The sequence below is a fragment of the Myroides sp. 1354 genome (genome assembly GCF_030324495.1).
Classification (GTDB): domain Bacteria; phylum Bacteroidota; class Bacteroidia; order Flavobacteriales; family Flavobacteriaceae; genus Flavobacterium.
Map to the genome: position 1 here is coordinate 93,153 of NZ_JACAGN010000006.1, position 26,541 is coordinate 119,693.

Annotated in this window: 13 protein-coding genes; 6 read left to right on the forward strand and 7 right to left on the reverse strand. The window is 35.3% G+C overall.

Features of this window, described 5'->3' with window-relative positions; translation table 11 throughout:
- Nucleotides 1-74 precede the first annotated feature (74 nt).
- Nucleotides 75-1,508 carry an aminotransferase-like domain-containing protein gene (locus tag HX004_RS08305; protein WP_286442003.1) on the reverse strand — a complete coding sequence of 478 codons (1,434 nt, stop codon included), beginning with the start codon at nt 1,506-1,508 and terminating at the stop codon, nt 75-77.
- 147 nt (nt 1,509-1,655) lie between these two features.
- Here HX004_RS08305 and HX004_RS08310 point away from each other — a divergent pair, with 147 nt between their 5' ends.
- A complete protein-coding gene (locus HX004_RS08310; protein WP_286442004.1) occupies nt 1,656-2,033 on the forward strand; it encodes a hypothetical protein in 378 nt (125 codons plus the stop codon).
- Between the two features lie 47 nt (nt 2,034-2,080).
- Here the strand turns inward: HX004_RS08310 and HX004_RS08315 are convergent, their stop codons facing one another.
- Nucleotides 2,081-2,317, reverse strand: coding sequence for a Sec-independent protein translocase subunit TatA/TatB (locus HX004_RS08315; protein ID WP_286442006.1), 237 nt, complete (start codon nt 2,315-2,317; stop codon nt 2,081-2,083).
- A 357-nt stretch (nt 2,318-2,674) separates the two neighbouring features.
- On the reverse strand, nt 2,675-3,262 hold the full coding sequence (locus tag HX004_RS08320; protein ID WP_286442008.1) for a thioredoxin family protein: 588 nt from the start codon (nt 3,260-3,262) through the stop codon (nt 2,675-2,677).
- Nucleotides 3,263-3,853: 591 nt separating this feature from the next.
- Between HX004_RS08320 and HX004_RS08325 the strand changes: the two genes are divergently transcribed.
- Nucleotides 3,854-4,405, forward strand: coding sequence for a hypothetical protein (locus HX004_RS08325; RefSeq protein WP_286442009.1), 552 nt, complete (start codon nt 3,854-3,856; stop codon nt 4,403-4,405).
- Nucleotides 4,406-4,423: 18 nt separating this feature from the next.
- On the opposite strand, the gene HX004_RS08330 is transcribed toward HX004_RS08325, so the two are convergent.
- Genes HX004_RS08330 through tsaD form a run of 4 tightly spaced genes read right to left on the reverse strand, consistent with a single transcriptional unit; the run spans nt 4,424 to nt 8,444 of the window.
- Nucleotides 4,424-5,602: a class I SAM-dependent methyltransferase gene (locus tag HX004_RS08330; RefSeq protein WP_286442010.1), complete on the reverse strand. Its 1,179-nt coding sequence runs from the start codon at nt 5,600-5,602 to the stop codon at nt 4,424-4,426.
- Nucleotides 5,603-6,694, reverse strand: coding sequence for an AI-2E family transporter (locus HX004_RS08335; RefSeq protein WP_286442011.1), 1,092 nt, complete (start codon nt 6,692-6,694; stop codon nt 5,603-5,605). It abuts the gene before it with no gap.
- 8 nt (nt 6,695-6,702) lie between these two features.
- The gene (locus tag HX004_RS08340; RefSeq protein ID WP_286442012.1) at nt 6,703-7,410 is read right to left on the reverse strand and encodes a 16S rRNA (uracil(1498)-N(3))-methyltransferase; all 708 of its coding nucleotides are present in this window, start codon (nt 7,408-7,410) and stop codon (nt 6,703-6,705) included.
- An 11-nt stretch (nt 7,411-7,421) separates the two neighbouring features.
- Nucleotides 7,422-8,444 (reverse strand): tRNA (adenosine(37)-N6)-threonylcarbamoyltransferase complex transferase subunit TsaD, encoded by a 1,023-nt coding sequence (gene tsaD, locus HX004_RS08345; protein WP_286442013.1) that lies wholly within the window; start codon nt 8,442-8,444, stop codon nt 7,422-7,424.
- 210 nt (nt 8,445-8,654) lie between these two features.
- Between tsaD and HX004_RS08350 the strand changes: the two genes are divergently transcribed.
- The 4 genes from HX004_RS08350 to HX004_RS08365 all read left to right on the forward strand — a co-directional run bounded on the left by HX004_RS08350 (nt 8,655) and on the right by HX004_RS08365 (nt 26,493).
- Complete coding sequence (locus tag HX004_RS08350) at nt 8,655-13,067, forward strand: translocation/assembly module TamB domain-containing protein (RefSeq protein WP_286442014.1); 4,413 nt, start codon at nt 8,655-8,657, stop codon at nt 13,065-13,067.
- A 455-nt stretch (nt 13,068-13,522) separates the two neighbouring features.
- Nucleotides 13,523-15,370, forward strand: a complete 1,848-nt coding sequence (locus tag HX004_RS08355) for a T9SS type A sorting domain-containing protein (protein ID WP_286442016.1) — start codon at nt 13,523-13,525, stop codon at nt 15,368-15,370.
- 7 nt (nt 15,371-15,377) lie between these two features.
- Nucleotides 15,378-26,126 (forward strand): SpvB/TcaC N-terminal domain-containing protein, encoded by a 10,749-nt coding sequence (locus tag HX004_RS08360; RefSeq protein ID WP_286442018.1) that lies wholly within the window; start codon nt 15,378-15,380, stop codon nt 26,124-26,126.
- Entirely contained in the window at nt 26,107-26,493 is a 387-nt protein-coding gene (locus HX004_RS08365; RefSeq protein WP_286442020.1) for a hypothetical protein, read from the forward strand. Before HX004_RS08360 ends, HX004_RS08365 begins: the two co-directional genes overlap by 20 nt.
- The last annotated feature ends 48 nt before the right edge of the window (nt 26,494-26,541 follow it).

Consider the following 26,541-nt stretch of genomic DNA (forward strand, 5'->3'; position numbering starts at 1 on the left):
CTTTACATACAAAGATAAAAGAATGAGAAAGATATCTTTCGATACAGTATCAGTAAAAACTATCGGTACATTCGCTATTTCAATTCTTCCCCTAATTTTTTGAGTAAGGATAAATCTGTAGTACTTAAGCGTTGTGCAAAAATAGCTCTGAACTGGTGTTTATACGCTTCCGTATAAGAAAAAGTTTCACCAGGGGTGAAGTGAATCCCCAAGGCTTGGCTAGCAGTATAAAAAGCCTCGGGCTCTAGTTTAGCTGGAATTTGTCCCCAGAGACTATAACCTCCTTGAGGCGCTTGTTGCGTAAAGTCTGAAGGGAAATAGGTATTGAAGGTACGGAGGAATTGCATCGCCTGGCGTTCCAATTGCTGACGAAAGAGACGTAAATGCTTGTCATAACTAGGCAACTGAAGCAATTGTATCACCACTTCTTGATTGAGGGGAGATACCGATCGTCCCAAGGAGAATTTGATGCGTTCTGCTTGTGCAAAATACTGTCCTGCAGCCAACCAACCCAAGCGCAAACCTGGTGCAATGGTTTTTGAATAAGAGGAAAAAGTCAGGACCAACCCTTTTTTGTCGAAACTCTTTATGTTTATTGGTCGCTCTCCTTGAAAGTGTAAGTCGCCATAAACATCATTTTCAATGATGGGAATCTGATGTTGAACCGCAAGGGCATACAGCTCTTCTTTGCGTTCATCACTGAGGAGGACACCCGTTGGATTGTGAAAATTTGGGGTAAGAACTACGGCTTTGATGGGGTGTAATTGACATATGTTTCGAAAATAGTCCAAATCAAAGCCCTGAATTGGTTTAACAGGGATTTCTAAGGCACGCAAGCGCAAATTAGATAATACTTCCAAGACAGAAAAAACACAAGGACTTTCCACTGCCACAATATCCTGAGGAGAAGTGACAGATGCCAATGCGATATACAAGGCTTGTAAAGCTCCATCCGTAATGAGTAGCTCTTTCTTTTGTATGGTTGTACCGTGAAGCATCGCACGCTTTGCAATACATGCATGTAATTCATCTGATCCTGCATTGGGGTAATAATGCAGTAAAGCAGCTCCTTTTTCCCGTATCACGGTTTGCATCGTTTTTAACACCAATTGCTGAGGAATAAAGGTTGGCGCAGGTGCAGCCAAGTGAAAAGAAGATTGTTCTGTATGAGAGAAGCGCTGAGATGTTTGAGCTAATTTAGTTGTAAATACAGCATCACGAGGTATGATTGGCAAAGCTGGGCTGGTGCTTACAATTGCTTCTATAGGGGAAGCAACTACATAGCTTGAACGAGGAATGCTTTTTACTAAACCCTTAAATACGAGGTAATCATACCCACTTTGAACCGAACTCGTGCTGAGATTATACCTTGCTTTTATTTCCCGAACAGAAGGTAGGGACTCGCCTGCTTGTAAATGTCCTTGTCGTATAGCTACTTCTATTTTTGCTGTAAATATTTCGTATTTGTACTTTTTCACTAGGATTGATTGATAAACTGTATAGGGCAAAGGTAGTTTTTTTTGAATTAAAAATCAGTACAGTGCTATGGAAGGAATAAGACCTAGTACGACTGAAGGTGAAATCAATAACAATTGTTATCGTTTTGAAACCCCCTAAGTGCGCACCTTTGTTCTTTCATATTTAAACGATATCCGATGGAAAAAATAGTACAAGAAATGTTGCATCAAATTATTGAAAGCAAAAGCTATGACGAAAAACAAATTGAGGTTTATTTTTCCCCTCAGTACATACAAGTTGTCAATACGACTGTCTTGGATTTTGAGGGATTTAAAAAGCACATTCAAAAATTAAAGGCGGTTGTAGACAGTATTAACTTAGAAATCCTACATACGGGAGTAGGAGATCATTGTGTATTTACCAATCACCGGGTGCATGTGGTTTTAAAAGATCAATCTTCGCATTACTACAAGGTAATGGCGATGTTTGTTTTTGAAGAGAACAAGATTATTCGCTGTGAGGAGTTGACGTATTTAGTAGAGGGAGAAGGAGACAATTTAGGCGCTGTTGTCTAGATCAGAAGTAAAAACAAAAGAGGGCAACCGTGAAGGCACCCTCTTGTTTACTTTTCAATTACTTCACTGGTCGCTTCTGTAACTGAATCTGCAGTTTGTTTTTTAGGAGCTGCAGTATTTGCATTGGTTTCACGTGTAGCTTCTTTAAACTCCCTAATTCCTGTTCCAAGTCCTTTCATTAATTCTGGGATTTTTTTTCCTCCGAATAGTAATAAAGCTATTGCAACAACAACTATAAGTTCAGATGGCGCTACTCCTCCTAAGGGTAATGTAGTCATCAACATGGTTGAATATATTAGTGGTTGAGGAAAACAAATGTAAATCAGGGATAAATTGTAATAATATGATTTAACATAACTTTATTATCCGATTAAAGGAATTATTTAGGTATTGTGTTGCGTAAAATTCAAAAAATAAAGCGTTATGCATCAAGAAAAAAATAGTTTTGATGTTAAATGCTTAAGTGTTGAGGCTGTTTGGTTTAAAATCATGAAAATATGAAAATAATGTGAATTTTGTTTTTTCAAGTATAGTGTGAATAAACGAAGATTTATACTGTACAAAAAGGGAAGATTTTTGGAGATTATAGTGGAATTGAAATGGTGTAAGACAAAAAAAGCCGACAAATGTGTCGGCATTTTTTATTTTTTAGGTGCTTGATCTAGGAACATTTGTTTCACTTTCGCTAGACTATATCCTTTTCCTTCTTCTAATTCACCAGAAGAAATGATATTTTTTACCTCTCCATTCCCATCTAAGACAAAAAAGAAAGGATATCCTAGATTACGCGCATTGGGCGTATACTTATTGAAAATCGCTTTGTTTTTGTTCTTTTGAGAGTAATTTAGGTGATAATAAACAAAATTTTGATCTACTACCTCTTTTAATTCTGGGGTTTGTTGTACAAAATCATTGAAGCGCAAACACCAAATACACCAGTTTCCACCGGCTTGTACAAAGACGTATTTTCCTTCTTTTTTCGCTTGAGCAATACGTTCATTTAATTTTGCTTGTGCGTCTTCTTCCTCATTATATGGTTTGCTCAGCGTTTCTTTCTCTTGTTCAATCTGCTTTTTCAAGGCTACGGTATCCACTTCTGTTTGAGGTTGTGGAGTAGCTGTTTGTTCCGTTGATGGAGCAATAACAGGAGCGGTTGTTTTGTCTTGCTTACAACTCATAAAAGAGACCGTTGAAAGTAAAACGAAACCAAGTAGCATTTTTCTTTTCATGTTGAATATATTTGCTTTTTGTCGTACAAAGTAATGAAATTATAATCAAATGGCCACCGTTGTAAACGGTTATTTAACAAGAAGTAATAGATTATTGGTTATGGGTTATCGGGTAATTTCTTGATTTAAGGTTACATATATTTTTTAATCGATAATCTTGCAAAAAAGCAACTTGCAAAAAAACAAAAAAGCAAATCTAAAGGTTATCAATCACAGAAAACGAGGGTTTTTAAACAGCAATATTTCAGCAATGTAAAGCCAATGTTTAGCGGGCGTATTTTGAATTATGAAATAGTTAAGGATTTGATAGGTTGTATTTTATCTCTTTTTTTGGTTGTACTTTTGAATAGTGAAAAAGAAAGGGAAGTGAAACAAATAAGAAAGGTTACAACATACAATAGCCCAAAAGGACCCATGCTATCTTAAGCGATTTTTGAGAAAGATTAAAACCAAAGTGTTCTTCTTTTCTCAACCTAAAGTTTATCTATTTATTGATCCCAATTTGTTACTATTTATGGTCCAATCTGCATTGTCGTTGTAACTTTTTTTAATGTTTTAAACCGAATTGTTTTAATCGCAAAAAAATAGAACATGAAACAGCCATATAGACAAGCTATTGAGCTAGGATTACAAGGAACGATGAAACCTATATCCGTTCGATCTTTAGGGAAGAGAAAAAAGGGAATCGAAGCGTTGCAAACGCCCAAAGCATTTCCGCGTCCTAAAGGACATTGTATAATGGATACGCTGTCTTTTGCTGGATTATTAGTGGCGTTAATACTTGTTGGAGCTATTGTTTGGAACTTTGAAAGCTTTGATTGGACGAAACGCCAAGTGGCTTATTTCGTTTTGAATATGGTGTTGAGTTTGATTCCGATTGTTTGGGCTTTTCACATGCTATATCCTCGTTTTGATCGCCTACGTGTACAAAAGGGCAAGCGAAAAGCCTTAGGTCGAGTGTTAGCAACGGATCACGCAGGTAAAATAGTAGAAAACGATGCACAACAACGCGCTTTAGTTGAGGTTGTTTATGAGAATCAGCGTTATTTACTCGTTGCAAATCAAGTGGGATTAACCGTTGATACCAATGCGACAGTAGAGGTGAGCTGGAGTAGTATTTCTCAATTGTGTTGGATTCACTAAGCTCAATAACCGTTTTTCTTATACGGGTTCACAAATTAAAAATACCTTTTGATTCGAAAGGGTAGTGGTAAAGAAGATGTAAGAATCTCCTCCATCTTTGATTTTCCATTTTTTGCGTAGTTCATCCACTTTTATAGGGAAATTACGCACCGTAATATTCGCTTTTTGTTGTTGTAAATATTCTTTGGCTGTAGCTTTATTATAAGGTAAATGTTGCTTTATTTTAAAGCGTCTGCCTGAGAAGTCCATCAAGTTTTCACTGGTGTACAATTGACTGTGTTGGTGTAATTTGTTTACCTTAAAATAGGCGCTAATCGCATTGAATTTTCCCGTTTTCAATAATGCACTATTCGGCTCATACAAATAAGTTTGAGGCTCAGCATAGGTGGCTTCAGAATCATCTGACCAAGAGAAAGAGGTAATTTGAGGCTCTGTTTTGGTGAGATTGACTGCTGTCAAAGTAAGAGAACCAATATAGTTTTTTTCAATAATCCACAACAATTCTTTTACTTCGTTTTGCAAGGCGACTAGGTGAATCGCTTTGACGTATTTCAACTCAGAAAGTCCCGCCTGTAAATCCAATAAAGGAGAGGTTTTGACCAATACCGTAGTTGTATGCGTTAAAAGCATATCTAAGTGCGTTACAATATTAGGCGTACAATCACTTAAGAAGAAGACTTTTTCTTTGTTTTGGTTTCTTCGTGCTGGATCCAAGTAGATATAGTCAAACGATTGATTGTTTTCTGTAAGGTAATCTAAGCTATCACCAGCAATACAAGTAATATTTGCTTGTTGGAGTTGCTGATAATTGTGTTGAACAACAGCGCTTAATTCAGGCTGTATTTCACAATGGGTTACTTGTTTGATACGTTGAGCAAAATAGTAGCAATCAATTCCAAATCCACCCGTTAAGTCAATGAGCGTATCACCTTCTACCAAAGAAGCTTTATAGGCTGCACATTCTTCTGAAGAGGTTTGTTCAATGGAAAGTTTGGGTGGAAATACAATGCCATCTGTGTTATACCACTTCGACAACTTGTGTTTTGACTTTTGCTTACTTTCAATTTGCGTGAGTAAATCAAGCATAGGAATAGTGGGAAAGGGGCTTTTTTTAAAGGCCAAATCCACTAAATTATCTTGACTATGCGCTTTGATGTACGCTTGAACTTCGGGTTGTACTAGGAGGTGAATATCCACTTATAACTTTTTGGTGAGTACTTGAATAAATCGAACATTGGGGAAAAATTCCTTGCCAATTACCTTTAAACAGGTATATAAAGGAACAGCGGCAATCATACCGAAAATTCCACTAAACATACCACTGGCTAAGATGACAACGAAAATCTCTAAAGGATGTGATTTCACGCTATTGGAGAAAATGAGCGGTTGATTCACCACATTATCAATCAATTGAACCACTAAGAATCCAATCATAACAGATAGGGCTTTGGGTAGGGTTACTTCGATAAAATCATCGCCAATATAGGTCAACATTGTAAATACAACGGCCAAAATGTTGCCAATTAAAGGGCCAATGTAAGGGATAATATTGAGGATGGCACATAAAAAGGCAATGGTTGCAGCACCTTTTACGCCAAAAATTAACAAGACGGTAAGGCAAAGAATGTAGATGACAAACATCTGAACACAAAGACCTAAGAAATAACGCGATAGCAAGTTGTTAATCTTGTTGATGGAATTTAATACTTTGTTTTCGTGTTTTTTAGAGAATAGTTTTTTAAACTGATATTCCAATACAACCTGATCTTTTAAAAAGAAAAAAGCGATGAAAAGCACCGAAAATAAGCCAATACCAATATCGCTTAACATACCAATGAGGGTGTTGAGTAAGTTGGGTACAAAATCAAGGTTAAATTGCGATTTCAGATGAGACTCTTCTACAATTTTATCTAAACTAATGCCTTTTGCATCCAAATAGGTGTCTATTTTGTAAATCAATCCGTTAAAGTCCTCTTGTAAATGGGCGGTATTTAAGACCGATAAATTTTGGGCTTGTGTGGTAAACAAAGGCACAAACATAAAAGAAAATCCAATAAATACAGCAATAAAGAAGCCCATCGTAATACTGATGGCAAACATCTTTTTTAGTTTGCATTTTTTGTAGAGAAAATCAACCAAAGGTTTACCAATTAAGGCTAAAACAAAAGCTAAGGCAATATAAATAAACAAGGTTCGGATTTGATATAACAATCCAGCACTTAATGCAATTCCACTTAAAATAAGAACAGCGCGTACAATACCTTGGGAAATTTCTTTGGCTTTCAACATGTAATAATTTATTCGTTAGCGAATACAAAACTATGACAAGCAACGAGAGCAGCTGTTTCTGTTCTCAATCTTGTATGTCCTAAAGATACGGGTTTAAAACCTTTTTCTAACGCTATTTTGATTTCTATAGGAGAAAAATCACCCTCAGGACCAACCAATAAGAGGTAATTTTCTTGAGGTTGTATACTATTTTTAAGCAGTTCTTTTTCCTTGTCCTCTTCACAATGCGCAATATACAAAGCACCCTGATGGTCTTGTTTTAAAAATTCTTTCAGAGTGATGGGTTCGTTTAATTGCGGTAGATAGTGTTGAAGGGATTGTTTCATAGCCGATTGAATAATTTTTTCAAATCGCTCTGTTTTGACTACTTTTCGCTCTGAATGATCGCAAATAATAGGCGTTATTTCGTGAATACCAATCTCCGTTGCTTTTTCTAAAAACCACTCATAGCGCTCGTTCATTTTAGTAGGAGCAACCGCTAAATGCAGGCGAAAAGGCGTTTGAGCATGATCCGTATATCCCGTGATTTCAGTTAAACAACTGCGATCAGAAGCCAATGAGATTTTGGTTTCAAACAAAGTACCTCTACCATTGGTTACAAAGAGGGTATCCCCTTCTTTTTTGCGTAAAACGCGTATAATGTGTTTACTTTCATCTTTGTCAAAAGTGAAAGTAGCCTGTTCCTTATCAATAGAGGGAGAGTAAAATAACTGCATAACGTAAGACCTTAAAATTCAATTCTAGCTTTGGATACCACAGAAGAATCAGCAAAAAGAGATTCCTTATAACGGTAGTAGCCCACAATACCAATCATGGCTGCGTTGTCGGTTGTATATTCGAATTTGGGAATATACGTTTTCCACTTGTACTTTTTTTCCGCTTCTTGTAAAGTAGCGCGTATACCCGAGTTTGCCGATACACCACCACCAATAGCAATCTGAGTAATCCCCGTCATCTCAACGGCTAGTTTTAATTTATCCATCAATATTTTGATGATGGTATGTTGAATAGAAGCGCAAATATCAGCTTTGTTTTCTTCAATGAAGTTTGGATTTTCGGCCACTTGTTTCTGAATAAAGTACAAAAACTGAGTTTTTAAACCACTAAAACTAAAGTTTAGTCCCTCTACTTTGGGTTTAGTAAACGGAAAAGCTTTGGGATTGCCTTCTTTGGCATATTTGTCAATCAAAGGACCTCCAGGATAAGGGAAGCCCAATATTTTTGCCGATTTATCAAACGCTTCACCTACCGCATCATCTGTGGTTTCTCCCAATACTTTCAAATCAAAGAAACTGTTGACTTGCACAATTTGCGTATGTCCACCTGAAATTGTCAAAGCTAGAAAAGGAAACGTCGGCTGATCATAGCCACTTTCTTCAATAAAATGACAAAGAATATGAGCGTGCATATGATTTACCGCAATGAGAGGAATATCCAAGGCTAAAGCCAAAGACTTAGCAAAAGACCCTCCAACTAATAGAGATCCCATGAGACCTGGACCCTGAGTAAAGGCAATTCCCTGTAATTGTTCTTTGGTGATTCCCGCTTTCTTTAGGGCAATATCAACGACGGGAACGATATTCTGTTGGTGCGCACGAGAAGCTAACTCTGGAACAACACCGCCATATTCTTCGTGTATTTCCTGACGAGCTACTACGTTAGACAGTACTTTGTTATCTGCTAAAACTGCAGCTGCCGTATCGTCACAAGAACTTTCAATCGCTAATATATAAGTGGGTTTTGTGGACATGAATATTTTAATTTAATGCTAATTTATATCTTCTTTTTTTAGTCCATCACTCCTAAAAATTAATTAAATTTGTTGATTGTACATAGGTATTTAAAAAAAGAAGATTTTAGGGGCAAATTTAAAACATTAATAGTTATCAAAAAATTTAAAAAAATAGTTTTTCGCCTGCTTTTGGCTGTGTTCTGTTTGCTAATTTTAGCAGTGGGTTCTATGATGTTACCCGTTGTTCAAAGCTATTTAGCACGTTATGTAACGGAAAAAGTAAATGAAAAATTCGGTACAGATTTCTATATCGACCGACTGTCTATTGATGTTTTTGGAGTGATCCACCTCAAAGGAGTTGAAGCAAGAGATAATCACCAAAATATTTTAATCGGAATTGATCATTTTCAAACGCGTTTGGCGGATTTGAATGCATTGCAACAAGGGAAAGTGTATTTGGGAACCACTCGAATCAACGGCTTGTACATGAATATTCACAAGTATGAGGGGGCTGAGCTGACCAATTTAGATGAACTTATTGCTGTTTTTGACGATGGTCAACCTGGAGAAGGAAAGTTTCGCCTGAAAGCTTCTCGTATTTTTATAAAGAATTCTCAATTAATTATCTCTGATGATAATACCAAAGCAAAAGTTGCAGTTGATTTTAGAAAATTACAAGGACAAGTAGATAATTTCTTGATCAAAGGACCCGATATTTACGGTTTGGTAAAAAACGTAAGTTTCCAAGATCATTGGGGAATGAACGTACAAAATTTAACTGCCGATTTCTCTCATACTAAAACGAGTATTGGACTGAAGGATTTGAAGTTAGTTACGGATCAATCAGATATTGAAGGCCATTTGAAATTGACTTTTGAACCTGGCGATATGAAGTATTTCGTCGATAAGGTGAAATGGAATTTCCAAATTAATAAGGCTAAATTGAATTCGTCTGATATCAACGTATTTGCTCATGAATTCGCTTCTAATAAGGAAGTCTTTTTCAAAGGACATATGAAAGGGGTAATGAATGATTTTGTTCTTGAACGAGCGAATCTAGTTGATGAGAATAATTCACAAATTATAGGTACGTTTGCTTTTCGCAATGTTTTTGACGATCACCAGCCCTTCTGGATGCGTGCGGATTTGTCTCGTTTGCAGACGACACGCTATAATTTAGTGGCTTTGATGCCTGATTTACTCGGTAAATCATTACCTACGGAATTAGAGGGATTGGGATTGGTGAATATTGTGGGAAATATTGAATTGACCAAGCGAACTTTAGATACGGATATTGAACTTGTAACCTCAATCGGAAAGGGGAATGCTAAAATTGCCATTCAACAGTTAAACGATCCAAATCACGCGACGTATAAAGGAAATATTAAACTGGATCACTTTGATTTAGGTCATTTTATCAACAACAAACAGTTTGGATTAACCTCTTTTGACTTGTATGTAGATGGGCATGGATTCAATCAAAAATCGCTGAATACCTCGGTAAAAGGAGATATTTTTTCTTTTGTATTCGGCAAGTATAAGTATACGCAATTAGCTGTAGATGGGTTGATGAAAATGCCGTATTACCGCGGGTTGTTACACAGTGCTGATCCCAATGCAAAACTCGATTTTAACGGGACAATTGACTTGAGTACGAAAGAAAAGAATTACGATTTCGTTGCACAAATTGATTATGCCGATTTACACGCTTTAGGTTTTGTCAACGATACTCTATCGAAGTTTACTGGAGATTTTGAATTTAAAGCCAAAGGAAATAACATAGAAGATTTAGAAGGAATTTTTAAGGTAAATAATGCCGTTTACGACAATAGTAAAGATCACTATGTGTTTGAAGAATTCTCCATTGAATCTAGTTTTACAGCAGATGGCGAGCGTTTGCTGAAACTAAATTCCAAAGAAGCAATTCAAGGTTATATCAAAGGGAAATTTTTATTTGGTGAATCTAAAATGTTGTTTACTAATGCTTTGGGGAGTCTGTATACCAACTATTCTCCTTATAAAACCAAAAAAGGACAATATGTTGATTTTGATATTACTGTACACAATCGCTTGATTGAGGTTTTCTTGCCCCAACTGACTTTAAATGAACGCACCCATGTAGATGGAGAAATTGACAGTGATGAGAATTTGTTTAAACTCAATTTCGATTCTCCTAGTATTGCAGTAAGTGGAGTTGAATTTTTCAATATCTTGTTGAATGTCAATAATTCCAACCCTATTTACAATACCTATGTTTCTATCGATAGTGTGCATACGAATTTCTATGATATTTCCGATTTTAACTTGCTGAATTTAACTCACAACGATACGTTGTTTGTGCGTTCAGAGTTTAAAGGAGGTAAAAACTTAAAAGACAAATACGAATTGAACTTGTATCACACCATTAACGAGGAAAAGCTCTCCGTTGTGGGATTCAAGAAGTCAGAAGTGTTTTTTAAAGATTTTCAATGGAGTATTAACGAGAATAACGACAAGGCCAATAAGTTGGTGTTCAATAAGAAGTTAATGGATTTTACCATTGATTCACTTGCTATTTCACACAACAAACAAATGGTGAATTTAAGTGGAGTCATGCGTGATTCTACCTATAAGAAGTTGAATTTGTCTTTCGGAAATGTAGATTTGAATAAGATTACACCTGATATTGAAAACCTCTCTTTTGGGGGTAAAATTGATGGAGATGTGAATTTCTCTCAAATGAAAGACGTCTATCATCCACAAGCGAATATTATTATTGATTCCCTATTGATTAACAAAGTCTACTTAGGCGATATGTTCTTCAAAGTGGATGGAGATAAGAGGCTAGAAAAGTTTACCGTTCATTCGAGTTTGATGGATGACGATGAAAGGGAGCGATTTTATTTGAATGGGGATATCGATGTGATTAATAAACAAACCCATTTCAACATGGAATCTGGGCTGACTGATTTTCCATTGAGTACCATTGCTCCATTTTTGAGCAGTGTGGCAAGTGATATGACGGGAACAGCTTTTGGTAAGATCTCTTTCTTGGGAACGGCTAAAAATCCAGATGTCAACGGACGTTTATATCTGAATGACACAAAATTTAAATCGAAGTTTACAGGGGTGAGTTATGCTTTTGATCAAGAAACTCCGCTGGATATAACGACTAAACAGTTTATACTGCGCAAGGCAGGATTGACCGATACCAAATACAAAACAAGGGGATTGGTTGATGGAAATGTCTCCCATAAAATATTTAAAGATTGGGTGATGAATCTATCCCTTTCTTCAACGAATTTATTGGCTTTGGATACACAATACGCAGAAGGAAGTTTGTACTATGGAACGGCTTATATTAATGGAAAAGCGGATATTGTAGGGCCTATAGAAATGTTGAGTATTAACATTAATGCCACTTCGAACAAGGGAACCTCTATTAAAATACCCCTGAAAGAAGCACAAAGTACGGGAGAGAATAACTTCATCCACTTTTTATCTCCTCAAGAAAAGAAATTGCGCCTAACAGGAAACGATTATGATCCTTATAAATACCGAAATAGTGGAATTGAGTTGGATTTTGAGTTTTACGTAACGCCAGAAGCGGAAATTGAAATCATTCTCGATCGAGAGTCTGGACATGCCATGCGCGGAAAAGGAGCTGGATTTATTACCATGGAGATCAATACCCTGGGGAAGTTTAATATGTGGGGGGATTTCCAAGCCTATGAAGGAGAATACAATTTTAAATATGGAGGCCTAATTGACAAGAAATTTGTCGTGAAAAAATATGGAACCATTCGCTGGGATGGTAACCCGATGAATGCCATCTTGGACTTACAAGCCATTTATCATACAGAGGCGAATCCAAGTGTTATTATTGACAACTCCATCATTAATCGAAAAGTACCTACCGATGTAGCTATTGTATTGAATGGAAGTTTGAGCAACCCAGAAGTGGATTTCGATATTAATTTTCCAACGGTGAGTTCGGTTGTAAAATCTGAATTGGATTATAAATTGAGTGATCGAGATACCCGTGAAAGACAGGCAATGGCTTTATTAGCTACGGGATCCTTCTTCTCGTCGGATAACTCTTCTTCTGCTTTAGCGGGAAGTTTATTTGAACGAGCCAGTAGTATTTTCGATGATTTATTCTCGGATGTAGATGATAAGTTTAAAGTCGGATTGAACTATGCTCAAGGAGAGCGAAATCCGTATACACAAACAGAAGGTCGTTTAGGGGTTACTTTTACCACCAAAGTAAATGACCGCATTTCAGTAAACGGAAAATTAGGAGTACCGGTTGGAGGAGTGGAGCAATCCGTGATTGTTGGGGACGTAGAGGTATTATTGCGCATCAACGAAGAAGGAACACTTAACGCTCGTTTCTTTAATAGAGAAAATGACATCAACTATATTGGGGAAGGAATTGGCTATACCCAAGGAGTTGGATTGACCTATGAAGTCGATTTTGATACCATGAAGGAATTAATTGCGAAGTTTCTAAATCAATCGGAAAAGAAGAAGAAGAAAAAAGAAGAAAAGGAATCAACGAATAACAGAGCGGAAGATCTTCCAGATTCCGATTATAGTCAGGAGTTTATTCGCTTTTACGAAACAAGGAGAAAGAGTGGAAGTACGCCTTCGGGTCAGTAGTAAGGTTGTCTTGTAAGTTGAATAACAACGCATATATTTATGCAGCTGGTTGGTAGACGTTTTCTATTTCTTTTACTGTATATAAAAAAAGCTTGAGATTTTACTCAAGCTTTTTTTATATAGCTATATGATGGTTTTTTCTTGGGGAGAATGTAGGTTGTCATTCTTTTCCTTAGGGGGCAGTATCCTTGGAAAGAGATACGTCTTAGCTTCCTTTTTGCTGTTAACTTATAAGAAAGCAGGAAAGTAAATTTACTTCTAAGTTGATGTGTGTTTTTTATGTTAATTTTTTAATTATTTCATTGTGTTTTGGGCTTTATATATGTTTTTAATTTTTCAACATATGTTAATGGTTTGTTTTTTGTTTTATTTCTTTTGTATTAGTTAATATTTGTATAAAATAAAGTTAAATATATATCTATATTTGTTAACTGTTTTTTAATAAATATACTAATATGAATAAAACCTTACTAATTCTATTTTTTGTATGTTTAAATTATTCGGTATTTGCTCAGGATTCAATGTTTTCCGGTTTATTTGTTCGACCAAAAATGGAAGGAACGAAAAGTAAAGAAACGTTGAATTTTAACCCCGCATTGCGTTTAGGTAGGGGCGAAATACCGATGGTTTATCACAACGTATTGAGTCAAAGTTATACGCTATTTTATGTGTATAAAGAAAAGAAGGGAGATAGTCTAGCCCCAATAAAAAGGGAATCTCCTTTTTTAGAAATGCATTATAATGGTAGAATTTATAAGGCCACTTCTTCTTTCTTTTCAGGAGATAACAAATTTTTTATACAAGCAAATCATCGCTTTAATGGAACCATGGTCAGCCATTTTGGTAGTTTTACCCCTTTAAAGGTAGGGTCAAAATTACAGGCAAACTTATTGTTTCTCTACCCGCAACCTTCAATCGAATTATATGAAGTGATTGTATTTTCTTCGGTTTTATCCGCTTTGGATTATGCTAAGTTACACAGCTATTTAGCGATTAAATACAGTATTCCTTTGCCGGAATCGTTTGACTATATAACTCCTTCAGGCGATGTTCTGTGGAATGCTAAGGAAAATAGTTCTTATAACGCGCGTATTATGGGGTTAGGGCGTGAAGATGCTTTAGCGTTAAAGCAATATCAATCTAAAGCCTATAAAAATAATTTCTTAACTATTGGTTTGAACGACGCTTTACAATCGTATGCTAGTGAATATACCACAAGAGAAATTGAGGATAAAAGCTATGTCTTAGTAGGTGATAATAATGGAAGTTTGACATTCGAAAAGAAAAATGGTCAAGAACAATTAAATCGAAAATGGAAAATTGTCAATCATCAAGTAAAGACAGATTTGCATTTTTTCTTTCAACGACAAGAAATCGAAGGAAATAAGGAATCGGAATCTCAACCAAATCAATCGTATGATTACTACGCAAGTGTATCAACGAAGGAGCATAATGCTTTGGCAACTTTGATTCCCTTAGAACTAAAAAATGATACACTATTACATGCCAGTGTTCCTTTGCATAATGCACTAAAGTATGTGTCTATTATACGAAAACAAAAAGTCGATTTTGATTTAAATTATCGCATTGATTGTGATGGAATTAATTTCAAACTGAATCTACACTATGGAAAATTACCCTTTACTTTAAAAGTAGAGACCGAAGAGGGAACGAAAACAATTACATCTTCAACGAATACTACGGAATTTAGTCTACCCAAAGATTTAGTCGGAAATGTAGTTTTTGTTTTAGAGGATGCGGCAGGAAATAAAAAACGAAGAACGTTAGATTTGTTTGATATTTTTATTTCACCTAGTACAGTAGAATTAAATTACTTCTTACCTAAAGAAGGGAGCGTAACGATTACTCCAAATAAAAATGTAACAGAGAAGCAAGATCTAAAGTACCAATGGTACGATGCTCAACGTAATTTAATTTCTTCTGAAGAAAGCATTACATTAAAAAATACAGGTAACTATACCCTGATAGTCAGAGAGCAAGAAAATCTTTATTGTTCTGAATTTAAAGTACTTAAAGTGTTAGAGGACAAGATGGATTATAAACTCGGACTCTATCCTAATCCTGTGGAAAAATTAGAGGAATTTGTGGTTTATATCCCACTTGATAAAATTCAAGATGCAGAAGTCTTAGTGTATACCAATAAAGGACAATTACTCGATTACAAGATGTATCGAAATACACCACAAATTTTGTATAAACACGCTATAGCAACAACAGGAATGTATATTATCGTTGTAAAAACAGGCGAGCAGAAACAGTTGTATCGTTTAATGGTAAAGTAAAAGTAACATGACAATTAAGAGAAAATTTAATATATACAATACGATATTGTATAGAATACTATTGCTGGCTTTTTTCTATTCTACAGTAGTTTATCCTATTCAATCGTATGCCGGAACACTGTCTTTTATTGATTTTAAAATAGCCCAATCAGCTTCCTTTTTAGGAGAGTTAGATTCTATTGAATTAACAGATAGTAGGGAGCCTTTTGTAGAAGAGCCTGATCAAAAAGAGGAGGAATACGAGGTTTATTCCCCATCGAATGCGAGATCAGTAACAATAAAAGAAATGAAGGAAGCTCCTGTTTTTTCTCAGATTTATTTAGCTGATTTAGCGTACGGTATTATTGGAAGTCAGTATGGCGAAAGTGATGACCCTTTGGATAACTTTTTTGAGGTTTTAATTCAAGAGCCTATTGATCCCAGTAAAGCGTATTATCTAGAATATAGTGTAAAGGGAGTTAATAGTTTATCTTCTTTGGCAAGAAGTATTAATGGAAATCCAGCCTTAGGAAATAATTTAGTTCGTTATTCTGCTCAAGAAACGATCATCAAAGAACGTATCAATCCTACTTTGTTAAAAAAGGGAAGTAATCGAATTTTCTTTAATCTAAACAATAGTAGTGGTGTTGAAACAATCGTTAATCAAGTAAAAATAGTACAAGAAGAGGGGGGAAATAAACAGGAATCTTTAGTTTTGACGGATGTTCAACAAACAACAGAAGGGCGTTTGTATCTAAGAGGTTTCGTATCTTCTAATCAACCAAGTACTTTGCGTTACAGTATGCATGCTATTCCCTTGGTCGATAAAAAAGAATTTGAGGTGATTTTTGATTTTAATTTAAAAGAAACTTCTTATTTGGTCTATCAAGAGGCGAATGCTGATTTGCAAAAAATCGATCTTACTCCTTGGTTAAAAAGAACAAATTCGCTGAGCCAAGTGCAACATGAAGTTACCTTACCTAATAGAAGCGAGCGATTTTCCATCGTCCATGATCAAGAAAATCACATCGAAGTACCTGGAGCAGCTATTCAGTTTCCACAAGAAGCGATTGGGTCATCTATTACAGAGATTCAAGTTGAAAAATTGAGAAAAATTGATTTGGCTCCACCAGGAGCAGGTATTGTCAATATCACTAAAAATCAACAAGGGTATCGCTTTTTACCTGATGGGTCTACGTTTGAAAAAGACGGTGTTATTTCGATTGAGTTCGATGAACATTTAGTACCTAATGGAACCAAACACGAAGATATCCACATTTTTTATTTTGATGAATCGAGTAAAAAATGGGTGGCAATTCCCAAAGATCAGGTTTTGGCAGAGCAAAATATTGTTCGAGGTTTGACAAATCATTTTACCGATTATATCGCAGGAGTTATTCAAATGCCTGAAAGTCCAGATTATTCAGGATTTACACCTACTAGTGCAAGAAATTTACCTGCAGCCAAACCGACAGATAAAATTAATTTTATTGAACTGCCAGAAGCCAGTATTACTGGGGATGCTAATGTTACTTATCCCATTGAAATCCCTGCAGGAAGAAAGGGAATGCAACCCAATCTATCTTTGAGTTATTCCAGTGGTTCTGCTAATAGTGGTTGGGTTGGATTAGGTTGGGATTTGAATGTGCCTTCTATTGAAGTGAATACCACATGGGGAGCGGCGATTTATGATCCTTCACAAGAATCAGAGCTTTATAGTATGAGTGGAGAAGATCTAGTTCTACTAAATAATGGAGTAGAATATACTCCAAATTTGGACAATAGGATTGCAAGGGTATCTAATGCTACATTCGCTCCAAGAATAGAGGGTAGTTTTAATAAAATTGAACGATTAGGTTCATCGCCTTCCACCTATTCTTGGGTTGTTACGACCAAATCAGGGGTTAAATACTATTATGGTAGTGTTGCTCAAGCACGTTTGACTACAGGTTCAGGTACTCAAGGAAATATTGTAAAATGGATGTTGAATAAGGTTGAAGATCTAAATGGAAATTATGTTGAGTATGAATATGAACTAAAGAATTTTTCTGGAGGTAGTTTATCTGGAGGAAAACAACTGTATGTAAAAACAATTTTTTATACTAAACACGCCAATGGTTCAGCTAATAATATGTATAAAATTAGTTTTAAAAGAACCAATGTTGTAGGTAGTTCAGCCCGTGAAGATAAAACGTTTTCTGTGCGCAGGGGAGTGAAAGAAGTAGAGGATGATTTATTATCAGAAATCGTTATAAATAGAGTCATGTATGGGGAAGAATATAATATTAGAAAATATGTATTAAAATATAAAAAAGGAGCTTTTGGAAAAACATTACTAGATAAAGTAACACAAATGCAGGATATTTATGTTTTCCATACACATGAGTTTGAATACCATAATGAAATTGCTAATGGCGGTATGTTTGCTGGAAGAACCCGAGTGCAATCACCTACTGATTTTGCAGGGGTATTTAGCAAATTAAAAGCGTCTGCTTCTGCTATAGGGGGAGGAAAAGGAGAGTATAAAGGTATTAATGCAGGAATCTACGGAGGATTTGCATCTATTTTCAAGCCTACTACACTTTTGTTTATTTCTAGAGCAGGGACACTTGGTGTTACTGGTTTTAGCAGTTCTTCTAAATCAGAATCTATTATTGCATTGATGGATATTGATGGAGATGGTTTACCGGATAAAGTATTTAAATCAGGGGACAATCTATATTATAGAAAAAATATAAATGGACATTTTAGTGGTCTTAAAAGCCCTATTATTGGTAGATCAAATTTTAGTAAATCAAAAACAAAAACTCTAGGCGCAGGACTAGAAGCGAATTTAATTGCTCATGCATCTGGAACTAAAAGTTGGAGTGAAACTAAAATCCCCGTTTATATAGAGGATGTGAATAGTGACGGTCTTCCTGACATTGTAGACAACGGAGTAGTGTATTTTAATAGTTTGAGTAATAGAGAACGAATTCCTGTTTTTCATGTCAATAGTTCTCGATCTTCAAATCCAATTTTTACAAGTGGAGCGATTTCAGTTTCTCCGCCTCCGACTTTACCAAGTCCTCAAATTTCGACTGCTGACATTGTTAAAATGTGGCAAGCTCCTTTTAATGGAACAGTTAACATAACGGGTACCATTAAGTCAACGGGTTCAACAGCTTATTACAGCATAGAAAAAGGAAATGAATTACAAACATCGGATACAAGCTTTTTAAAAACAATTACTTCAGTACCACGAACAAATTCAGCTACTGCGTTAAATTCGATAACTGTTCAAAAAGGGGATCGTATTTTCTTTCGTGTAATTTCAGGTTCAAGTGGAGCTAATGTGTCGGTTGAATGGGATCCTAAAGTAACCTATACTTCAACTGCAGACGCAAATTATATCGATAGTAATGGATTAAAACCGTACGATAATCCTTTTTCACAGGGATATATAATTAGTGGGTTTACTCCAGTAGAAATTAAAGAAAACGGGACTTATTATGTCAAAGCAGATCCTTTAGTTGTTGATAATAGAGTAACTTCAACAAACGCTCCTGAATTGTCTGATGAGGTTGTATTGGTTATTAAGCGATTTAAGTTAAACACAACCAACACAGCTTCAACGAATTTATATTTACCAACTCATGCTGGTGCTTTGGTAGATGTGTATGAGAAACGAATCAAGTTAGGGGAGTTAAATACAATTCCTCCTTTGGACTACGAGTTTACAGTTTCAAATATTATAGGTGGAGATGAAACTAGTTTTCAGTATATAAAAGCTGAAATTCGGTCTACTTCAAATGTAAATTGGCAAAAAATAAATGCTCTTTGGAATCCAAGAATAACGGATTCAGAAGGTTACTTGGATAAAGTGTTGATTCCAGAAGCAACAATTTATAATAAAGAATATAGAAAACAAAACTTAGCGTTGACATTAAGTGGTCTAACAACTTTTAAAATACCGCATAGTATTACTGTGTCTGGGTGTAATGGAAATTGTACAGAAGGATATGTGTATTTTACTGCAAAAAATGGTAAAGGAGAAGTCTTTAAAGAATCGTCAACAAGTGATCAATATGTTAAGTATCGCTTTAAATATGAGGGAGGAGCTTTAAAGAATTTTTCTAAATTTAATACTAACACAGGAAATTATAATGTAGTAGGGGGAACTAGTACAGAAACTAGATTTGAACTATTACCCGCAACCACTTCATTGGGTAATAAGGTTTACTTTGAGTGGCACAGTGAAAATCCTTTAGTGGCAGAAAAATTAGTAGGGAATGTCAATCAAGCTGTTTTAAAAGTAACCACAGTTTTAGGAGGTTCAGGTACACCTACAACAACGACAAGCCCTGTTCCAGCCAATGTTTTTGCTAAGCTAGGCAATAATCAATTTGGTCCTATGTACCAAAATTGGGGATTCTTCGGTTATAAAAGTAAACTGGAGGTACAAAATAGAACGGAACCGATTAATCAAAAAACAATCAGTAATGAAGGAGCTCAGCAAGGAGTAAATCAAGATTCAGCGGATTTAAGTGAATCTGAATTCCGAGAATGTGAAGAAAAAGAAACTTATGAAGATTATATGGCATGTGTTGAACAGAAGCGAAATCGCAATGGTACACCAACGCCAGAAACGCCGCCAAGATTGTATATTTTATATCCGAATAAAGAATTAGAGAAATGGCAATTAAATAGTAAGATGTTCGTGACTTCTTTACTGAGTAGTCCCTATTTAGAACGAATTGAAGATGAAGGAGAGGGGCCAGATGATCCAGATGATCGATATTCTAGAGATCGAGGAGTAGACGGTTCTGGTGAAGGACCTGATACTAGTCATTCTGCCAAAGGAGTTATAAAATATATAACTAGTGTATCCAAAGGTTTTACTGCCGGGGCAATCGTTGTTTCACGCAGTGAAAATAAAGTGACTGGAAAAGCAATTAATGATTTTAGAGATATTAATGGAGATGGATATCCTGATATCTTGGGTGATCGCATCCAATTAACCAATGAAAAAGGAGGACTGACTCAGCGCATCATTGATAAAAAGGTATTACAAAATTTCGATGCAAAAGGAACAGGAACAGGAGTTTCAATTGCTAGTGGTACACTACTTGGATTTATTCAATCAGTGAAAGGAAAAACGGTTAGCCCTTCTCCTGCAGTTGTGAGTGGTGGTTCTGCGGCAGGTTTCGGAGTAAATGTTTCTTATTTTAAAACTACTGATTTTGTATCTAGTGATTTAGTAGATTTAAATGGAGATGGTTTACCAGACTTTGTGGAAAAAGGCGGGCAAATAGCTTTAAACTACGGAAGTGAATTTAGATCAGATAGTACATGGGGGATTACTGATGTGAAGGAGTCTGAAACAACAACCTATTCTGGTGGTGGCGGTATTAATTTATTTAATGGATCCATTTCAGGAGGATTTTCTATTTCAAAGAATGTTTCAGAAGATGTGATTTCTTTGTTGGATATTAATGGAGATGGTCTACCTGATAAGATTGTAGGTAAAAATACAGTCTATCTCAACACGGGAACAGGATTTTCAAATCAGGCCATTTATTTACCTGTATCTTCTAGTAAAGAAAATCAGAATATCTCAGGAGGTATTAATGCTAATGTTACATATTGTATTTATTTTATAGTTCCTTTAGTTTTTACAGGGCCTAAAATCTGTTTTTCTTTAGGTGGAGATATAGGGAAATCTTTGAGTAAAGAGGTTGTACAAATTATGGATTTTAATGGGGATGGTTATCCTGATATTTTGGTATCTGATTCAGAAGGGGATCTTCAGGTTGCCTATTCGAGAATTGGAAAAACCAATTTATTAAAAACGATTAAAAGACCTTTAGGCGGGGTGATTCAAATTGATTATGACAATAAAAATCCGCATGACAATAAAAAAATAGGATTGAGCTATGCGATGCCCTTTACCAAATATGTAATGACTAAAGCCTCTATTTACGATGGTTATGCAGGAGATGGGGAAAGTACGATGCGTCGTAGCTATAGTTATTACAAAGGGTTTAAGGATCGAAGAGAACGTAAGTTCTTAGGATTTGGTGAAATTATTACCAATGAATTAGATCGTACAGGAGAAGTATTCCGCAGTGTAAAAGATGAATATTTAGTTAAAGGATTAACGGAATCGGAAGCGTATGGACCTGGATTAAATCCAATGGTACGTCAGTATTATTTTAAAAAGGGATTACTAGAGAAACAAACGATGTACGATAAATTTGAACGTATTTATTCCAAAGTGCAAAATGCTTACCAATTTTATAAAGTTAGCCCTACTAATCAAGGAGATTATACGATTGGTTCAGGACAAGCTAGTTTTTCAGAAAAAGGAAGATATCTACCGTTGTTAAGTAGTGTAATAACTTCAAAATATGAATTTAATGGTACTGATGTTTCTGGATATGAACATCAAACTCGTGTGTATTTTGATCGTTATGACCGTTATGGAAATGTTTTAAAGTATAGAGATGTTGGAGATAGTCGTACTTTAAATGCAGCGGATCTACTTACGGTGAATATGACCTATCATTATAATACAACCAATTATTTGGTGTCTATTCCGAAAACGCATGAAGTAACTTTCCAAGGACAAAGCCGAAAAGTAGAAAGCGAAATTGATACAAAGGGGAATATGATTGGATTTAAAAAGATATTGAGTCCAACTGAGTTTGTCAAGTATGAATTTGTGTATGATGGTTTTGGTAATTTAACTCGAAAAAGACACCCGATAGTAGATGGAACTCAATATGTAGAGGATATTACGTATGAGAATCTGTTTAATTTATATCCGACCAAAGTAGAAAATAGTCGCGGTGGTGGTGCGTTGTTGCAATATCTTTATGGATTTGATAAACTAACTTCTGTAAAAGTAAATGGACTTGAGGGGGTTAATTATCATTATGATTCATTTGGCCGATTGAACATGATTACTGCTAGTTATGTTAATAGCAAATACGTATTGCAAAATATTTACAACCTACAGTATAATCCACAGCAAAATATGTATCCATACGTATTAACAGAAAAAGCTGTAGCGATGATGGATATGCAACAACCTGTTTATTCTACTGCGTATTATCAATCCAGTTTATTTACGGATGGTTTGGGACGTGTGATTCAAGTAAAACAGCAGTTGGACAAAGAAGCAGACTGTCCAGGAAGTGCTTTGGGCTATCGACTTGCAGTAAGTGGTGGAACAGTATATGATGAGTTTGGTAGAAGTATCAGAACCTCATTACCTTCAGAAGAAGTCAATTGTTCTCAAGATCTCGTAAGTGGGTTAACCCAGTTTTCTACACCAATTATTGATGTTAATAATTCAGTAGAAGTAGTTTATGATAATGTAGATCGACCTGTCTATGAATTTGCTCATGGAATAAATGCAGAAACAAGTTATACATATGGATTTGATGTGGATTGTTTTGACGTGAAACGATTTAAAAAAGAAGTGGTTTTACCAGAAGGAAATAAAACAATCTCCTATTTTGATGCCAAAGGGAGAAATACATCCATAAAGCAGATCGGAGATAATCAAACCCTATGTACGAAATTTGATTACAATGCACTAGGTGATATCTTGAAAGTAACTGATGCAGAAGGTAAAATAACGTCTTATACGTATAATACCATCGGACAGCTGATAACAAAAAATCAAGTAGATAGAGGATTAACTAAGTACAAATATGACAAGCTTAGTCAATTGATTCAATTAGAAACAAGTAATTTAATACAGGCAAGTCAAGCCATAACATATACCTATAATCAAGAACAGTTAGTACAAGAAAAATACCCCAATAAAACGGTAGATTATGTGTATAATCAAGATTTATTGACTGAGGTATATGATGATATGATCCATGATAAATTTACATATGGTTATTATGGAGATATTAGCAAACAAGAAAGAACAGTGCAAACACCAGATGGGCGTTCTTATACTTCAGAGCTTTCATTTCTGTATGATTTTTGGGGAAGAGTAGGAAGGATAGTCTATCCCGATGGTGAAAAAGTAAGGTATCATTATGATCAGGGTGGTTTGTTAAAGCAAATTGTCAATGAAGATGATTTCAATTATGTAAAATCTATTACCTACGATCATTATGGTAACCGAAAGAAAATTATCTATGGAAATGACGTAGAGACGGAGTATTTTTATAGCCATCAACAGCGATTAAGAGGATTGACTTTACGTCGTCCAAATAATGAATTGTTTACGAATGTATTGATGAGTTATGATCGCAATAGCAATATTAAGTCTATTTATAATACAAGTTCATTGCATGCTACGTTTGATGTGGGAGGAGTATATGGAAATAAATATGAATACGATGGGTTTAATCGCCTAAAAACAGCATCTACTTCATGGGAAGGAAAGCGAGAAATTCATAAATCAAGTGTCGTAATGGGGTATAATAAAACGCATGGAATTGTGTCTAAAAATCAAGGACACAATGTGTTTAATGTTTATACAAATACTTCTGAAAATACAGAAAATCAGTATGATGCATCTTATGTGTATACTTCAGCCAATCATCAAATAACATCGATTACGTATCAAAATGCGGGTAATGGTAATCATACCTACAGACAAACGATGAACTATGATGCTAATGGAAACTTGATTAAGAGTGTTAAAATGATTGTAAGTGAAAATCATGTTATAGAGGGTAGAAGTTTGTATTGGGATGCTAAAGACCAGTTGCAAGCCGTTGTTGTAGGGAATCAAGTATCCTATTATGATTATGATTATACCGGAAATCGAGTAGTTAAGAGTTTAGGGCAGAGTCAAAGTTTTGCTGTGAATGGCGCATTTAACTCAAACCTTTCTGTTGTTGATAGTTATGTTTTATATCCAAACCAATACATTACAGTAGAGGAATCAGGTAATTTTACCAAGCACTATTATTCAGGAAGTGAGAAAATCGCTAGTGCTTTAGGTTCAGGTATTTCTTTTGAAAGTGGAAATAGTACATACCGCACGGAGTTTGAAAGAAGGGTAAGAGGACTATTTACCGAATCTAATTATGATGAGCCTCAATTTTTTAATCTGGCTACTAGATCAATAAACTGCGAAGAAGCATTATATTATTTAGTACAGCTGTATAATGAAGATGAGAGTTCAGAATGTGCAAAAATACTTAGAGAATTAATGCATTCAGGAGCAGACCCATGTGAGATTGTGAAGAAGATGGAGGAAATAGGGTGTACTAAAAACTGTGATAAAGAGTTAGAGGCTATTATCAGTGATTTTTACAAAGAGAAGAATGAAAAATGTTTAAAAATTATCGAAGATCAACGTAGTAAAGGCTATACTTCTTGTGAAATTATAGAAATACTGTATAAAGAAGGCTGTTTAAATAAAGATTGCCTAGAAGAGTATAGCAGCTGGATTCTTTTCTTAGAAGAACACAAGCGTTTTGATTGTTTGAGTATGCTTTTAGAATATGTTCAGAAAAGTGGTATGAGTACGTGTGAAGCTGTCAAATATATGGAAGAGCACAGTGATTGTTTTGATGTCGTGGTCATAGAAGATTGTTATAAAGAATTTATAGCCGCTTACGAAGACTGTATCAGACTTTATGGAGAGGAGTGTATGCGCGTTTTTGAAAAATACGAATTGGAAGCCCCAGAGTCATCAGGTGGAATGAGTAGCATCGATTATTGTAATCTATTAGAGTTAATCATTAGACCCCCTGTAAGACCGGTACCTCCAGTTGTTTTGCCAGAAGCACCAACTCCAGAGGAAGGAGAAGGAGAATCTGAAATTGATCCTGTAATTCCAGACGAACCCGTGATTCCGGAACCTCCTTATCGTTCGGGTAAAATTTGGTGGTACCATAGCGACCATTTAGGAAGTTCTTCTTACCTTACAGACATTAATGGAATACCAACACATTACTATGGATACCTACCATTTGGTGAACTGATGGTGGAACACAACAATAGTAATTATGACAATGTGTATAAGTTCAACGGTAAAGAATTGGATCCGCAAACAGGTTACTACTACTACGGTGCGCGTTATTACGATCCGACGATGAGTATATTTTTAAGTGTGGACCCGTTGGCGGAACAAACTATGGAACCGTATTCGTATGTTGGAAATAATCCTATACGCTATACAGATTCTACAGGAAAGAAGAAGGAGGATTGGATTCTTTTGACAGGAAATAGTGCTTTATGGTATGGAGGGAATTATGGTGATAAATCTAATCCTAAGCATACTTTTAAAGCAACATCAGGGATGAATAATGTTAAGTTTACTCAAGGTACAAAAACTGGTTATGAAAGTCTTCAGGTTACTAAATACCAATATGTTAAAAATTTGGGACCAACGGTAGAAGGTAAATATAAGATTAATTTAAAACCAGATCCATCCCGAGAAGCTAAAGCTGATTTAAAAACAGGAGAGCTTTTAAGAAACCCTGAGGGAGGAATTGAAAAGATTCCTAATTTTGTAGAAAATCCGAATAATCCTGGTTATGGATGGCGTTATAGAGAATGGGGAGATAATAGAGCGAGATTAGAACCGGTTAATGTGTCTCAACCAAAAGATTTAGATGGTAATACTCAAAATAGAGATTTATCCTCGTTCTATTTACACGATTCAACTAAAGGTTATTCGCACGGTTGTCATGAAGTAGATACCGATTTATTTAGTAAGTTAAATGAGTATAGAGATTCTGGAAATAATTCAATCGAAGTACAAATCAGTTATCCTAATAAAAATCATATAACAAATGGAGGGACAAAAGAATAAATTAATATTTTATGTTATTATCATTATGTGTATAATTTCATGTAGAAGTCAACAAAGTCTTAATTATAAAATTCCAAATAAAATTTATCTTAGAGTAGAAAATAATAAACATGAATTAAATCAAAATAAGGTGTCTACTTTTATTAAAGATATTAATAAAAGTAGGATATTGAAAGATGATGATCCTATTCCATATATTTTTGATTTTATATTGGAGTATAATGATACAATTATTACTATGAAATCTGATGGGGTCTATTATTTTGAGAATAACTTAAAATTCTATCCATATTCTGATTTAGTAAAAAAGTATTGGAATTTCCAAGATGAAGATTTGTTACCAATTAGACCTCTTGAAAAAAAATAATTATCAAAATTTACCACATAAATTATATCATCTATGTGTTGACACACA

Bases quoted from the DNA above. Each gene is read 5' to 3' on its own strand.
- HX004_RS08355 (WP_286442016.1), top strand. From the start codon at position 13,523: ATGAATAAAACCTTACTAATTCTATTTTTTGTATGTTTAAATTATTCG.
- HX004_RS08325 (WP_286442009.1), top strand. From the start codon at position 3,854: ATGAAACAGCCATATAGACAAGCTATTGAGCTAGGATTACAAGGAACG.
- HX004_RS08335 (WP_286442011.1), bottom strand. From the start codon at position 6,694: ATGTTGAAAGCCAAAGAAATTTCCCAAGGTATTGTACGCGCTGTTCTT.
- HX004_RS08315 (WP_286442006.1), bottom strand. From the start codon at position 2,317: ATGTTGATGACTACATTACCCTTAGGAGGAGTAGCGCCATCTGAACTT.
- tsaD (WP_286442013.1), bottom strand. From the start codon at position 8,444: ATGTCCACAAAACCCACTTATATATTAGCGATTGAAAGTTCTTGTGAC.
- HX004_RS08350 (WP_286442014.1), top strand. From the start codon at position 8,655: ATGATGTTACCCGTTGTTCAAAGCTATTTAGCACGTTATGTAACGGAA.
- HX004_RS08365 (WP_286442020.1), top strand. From the start codon at position 26,107: ATGGAGGGACAAAAGAATAAATTAATATTTTATGTTATTATCATTATG.
- HX004_RS08360 (WP_286442018.1), top strand. From the start codon at position 15,378: ATGACAATTAAGAGAAAATTTAATATATACAATACGATATTGTATAGA.
- HX004_RS08310 (WP_286442004.1), top strand. From the start codon at position 1,656: ATGGAAAAAATAGTACAAGAAATGTTGCATCAAATTATTGAAAGCAAA.
- HX004_RS08320 (WP_286442008.1), bottom strand. From the start codon at position 3,262: ATGAAAAGAAAAATGCTACTTGGTTTCGTTTTACTTTCAACGGTCTCT.
- HX004_RS08340 (WP_286442012.1), bottom strand. From the start codon at position 7,410: ATGCAGTTATTTTACTCTCCCTCTATTGATAAGGAACAGGCTACTTTC.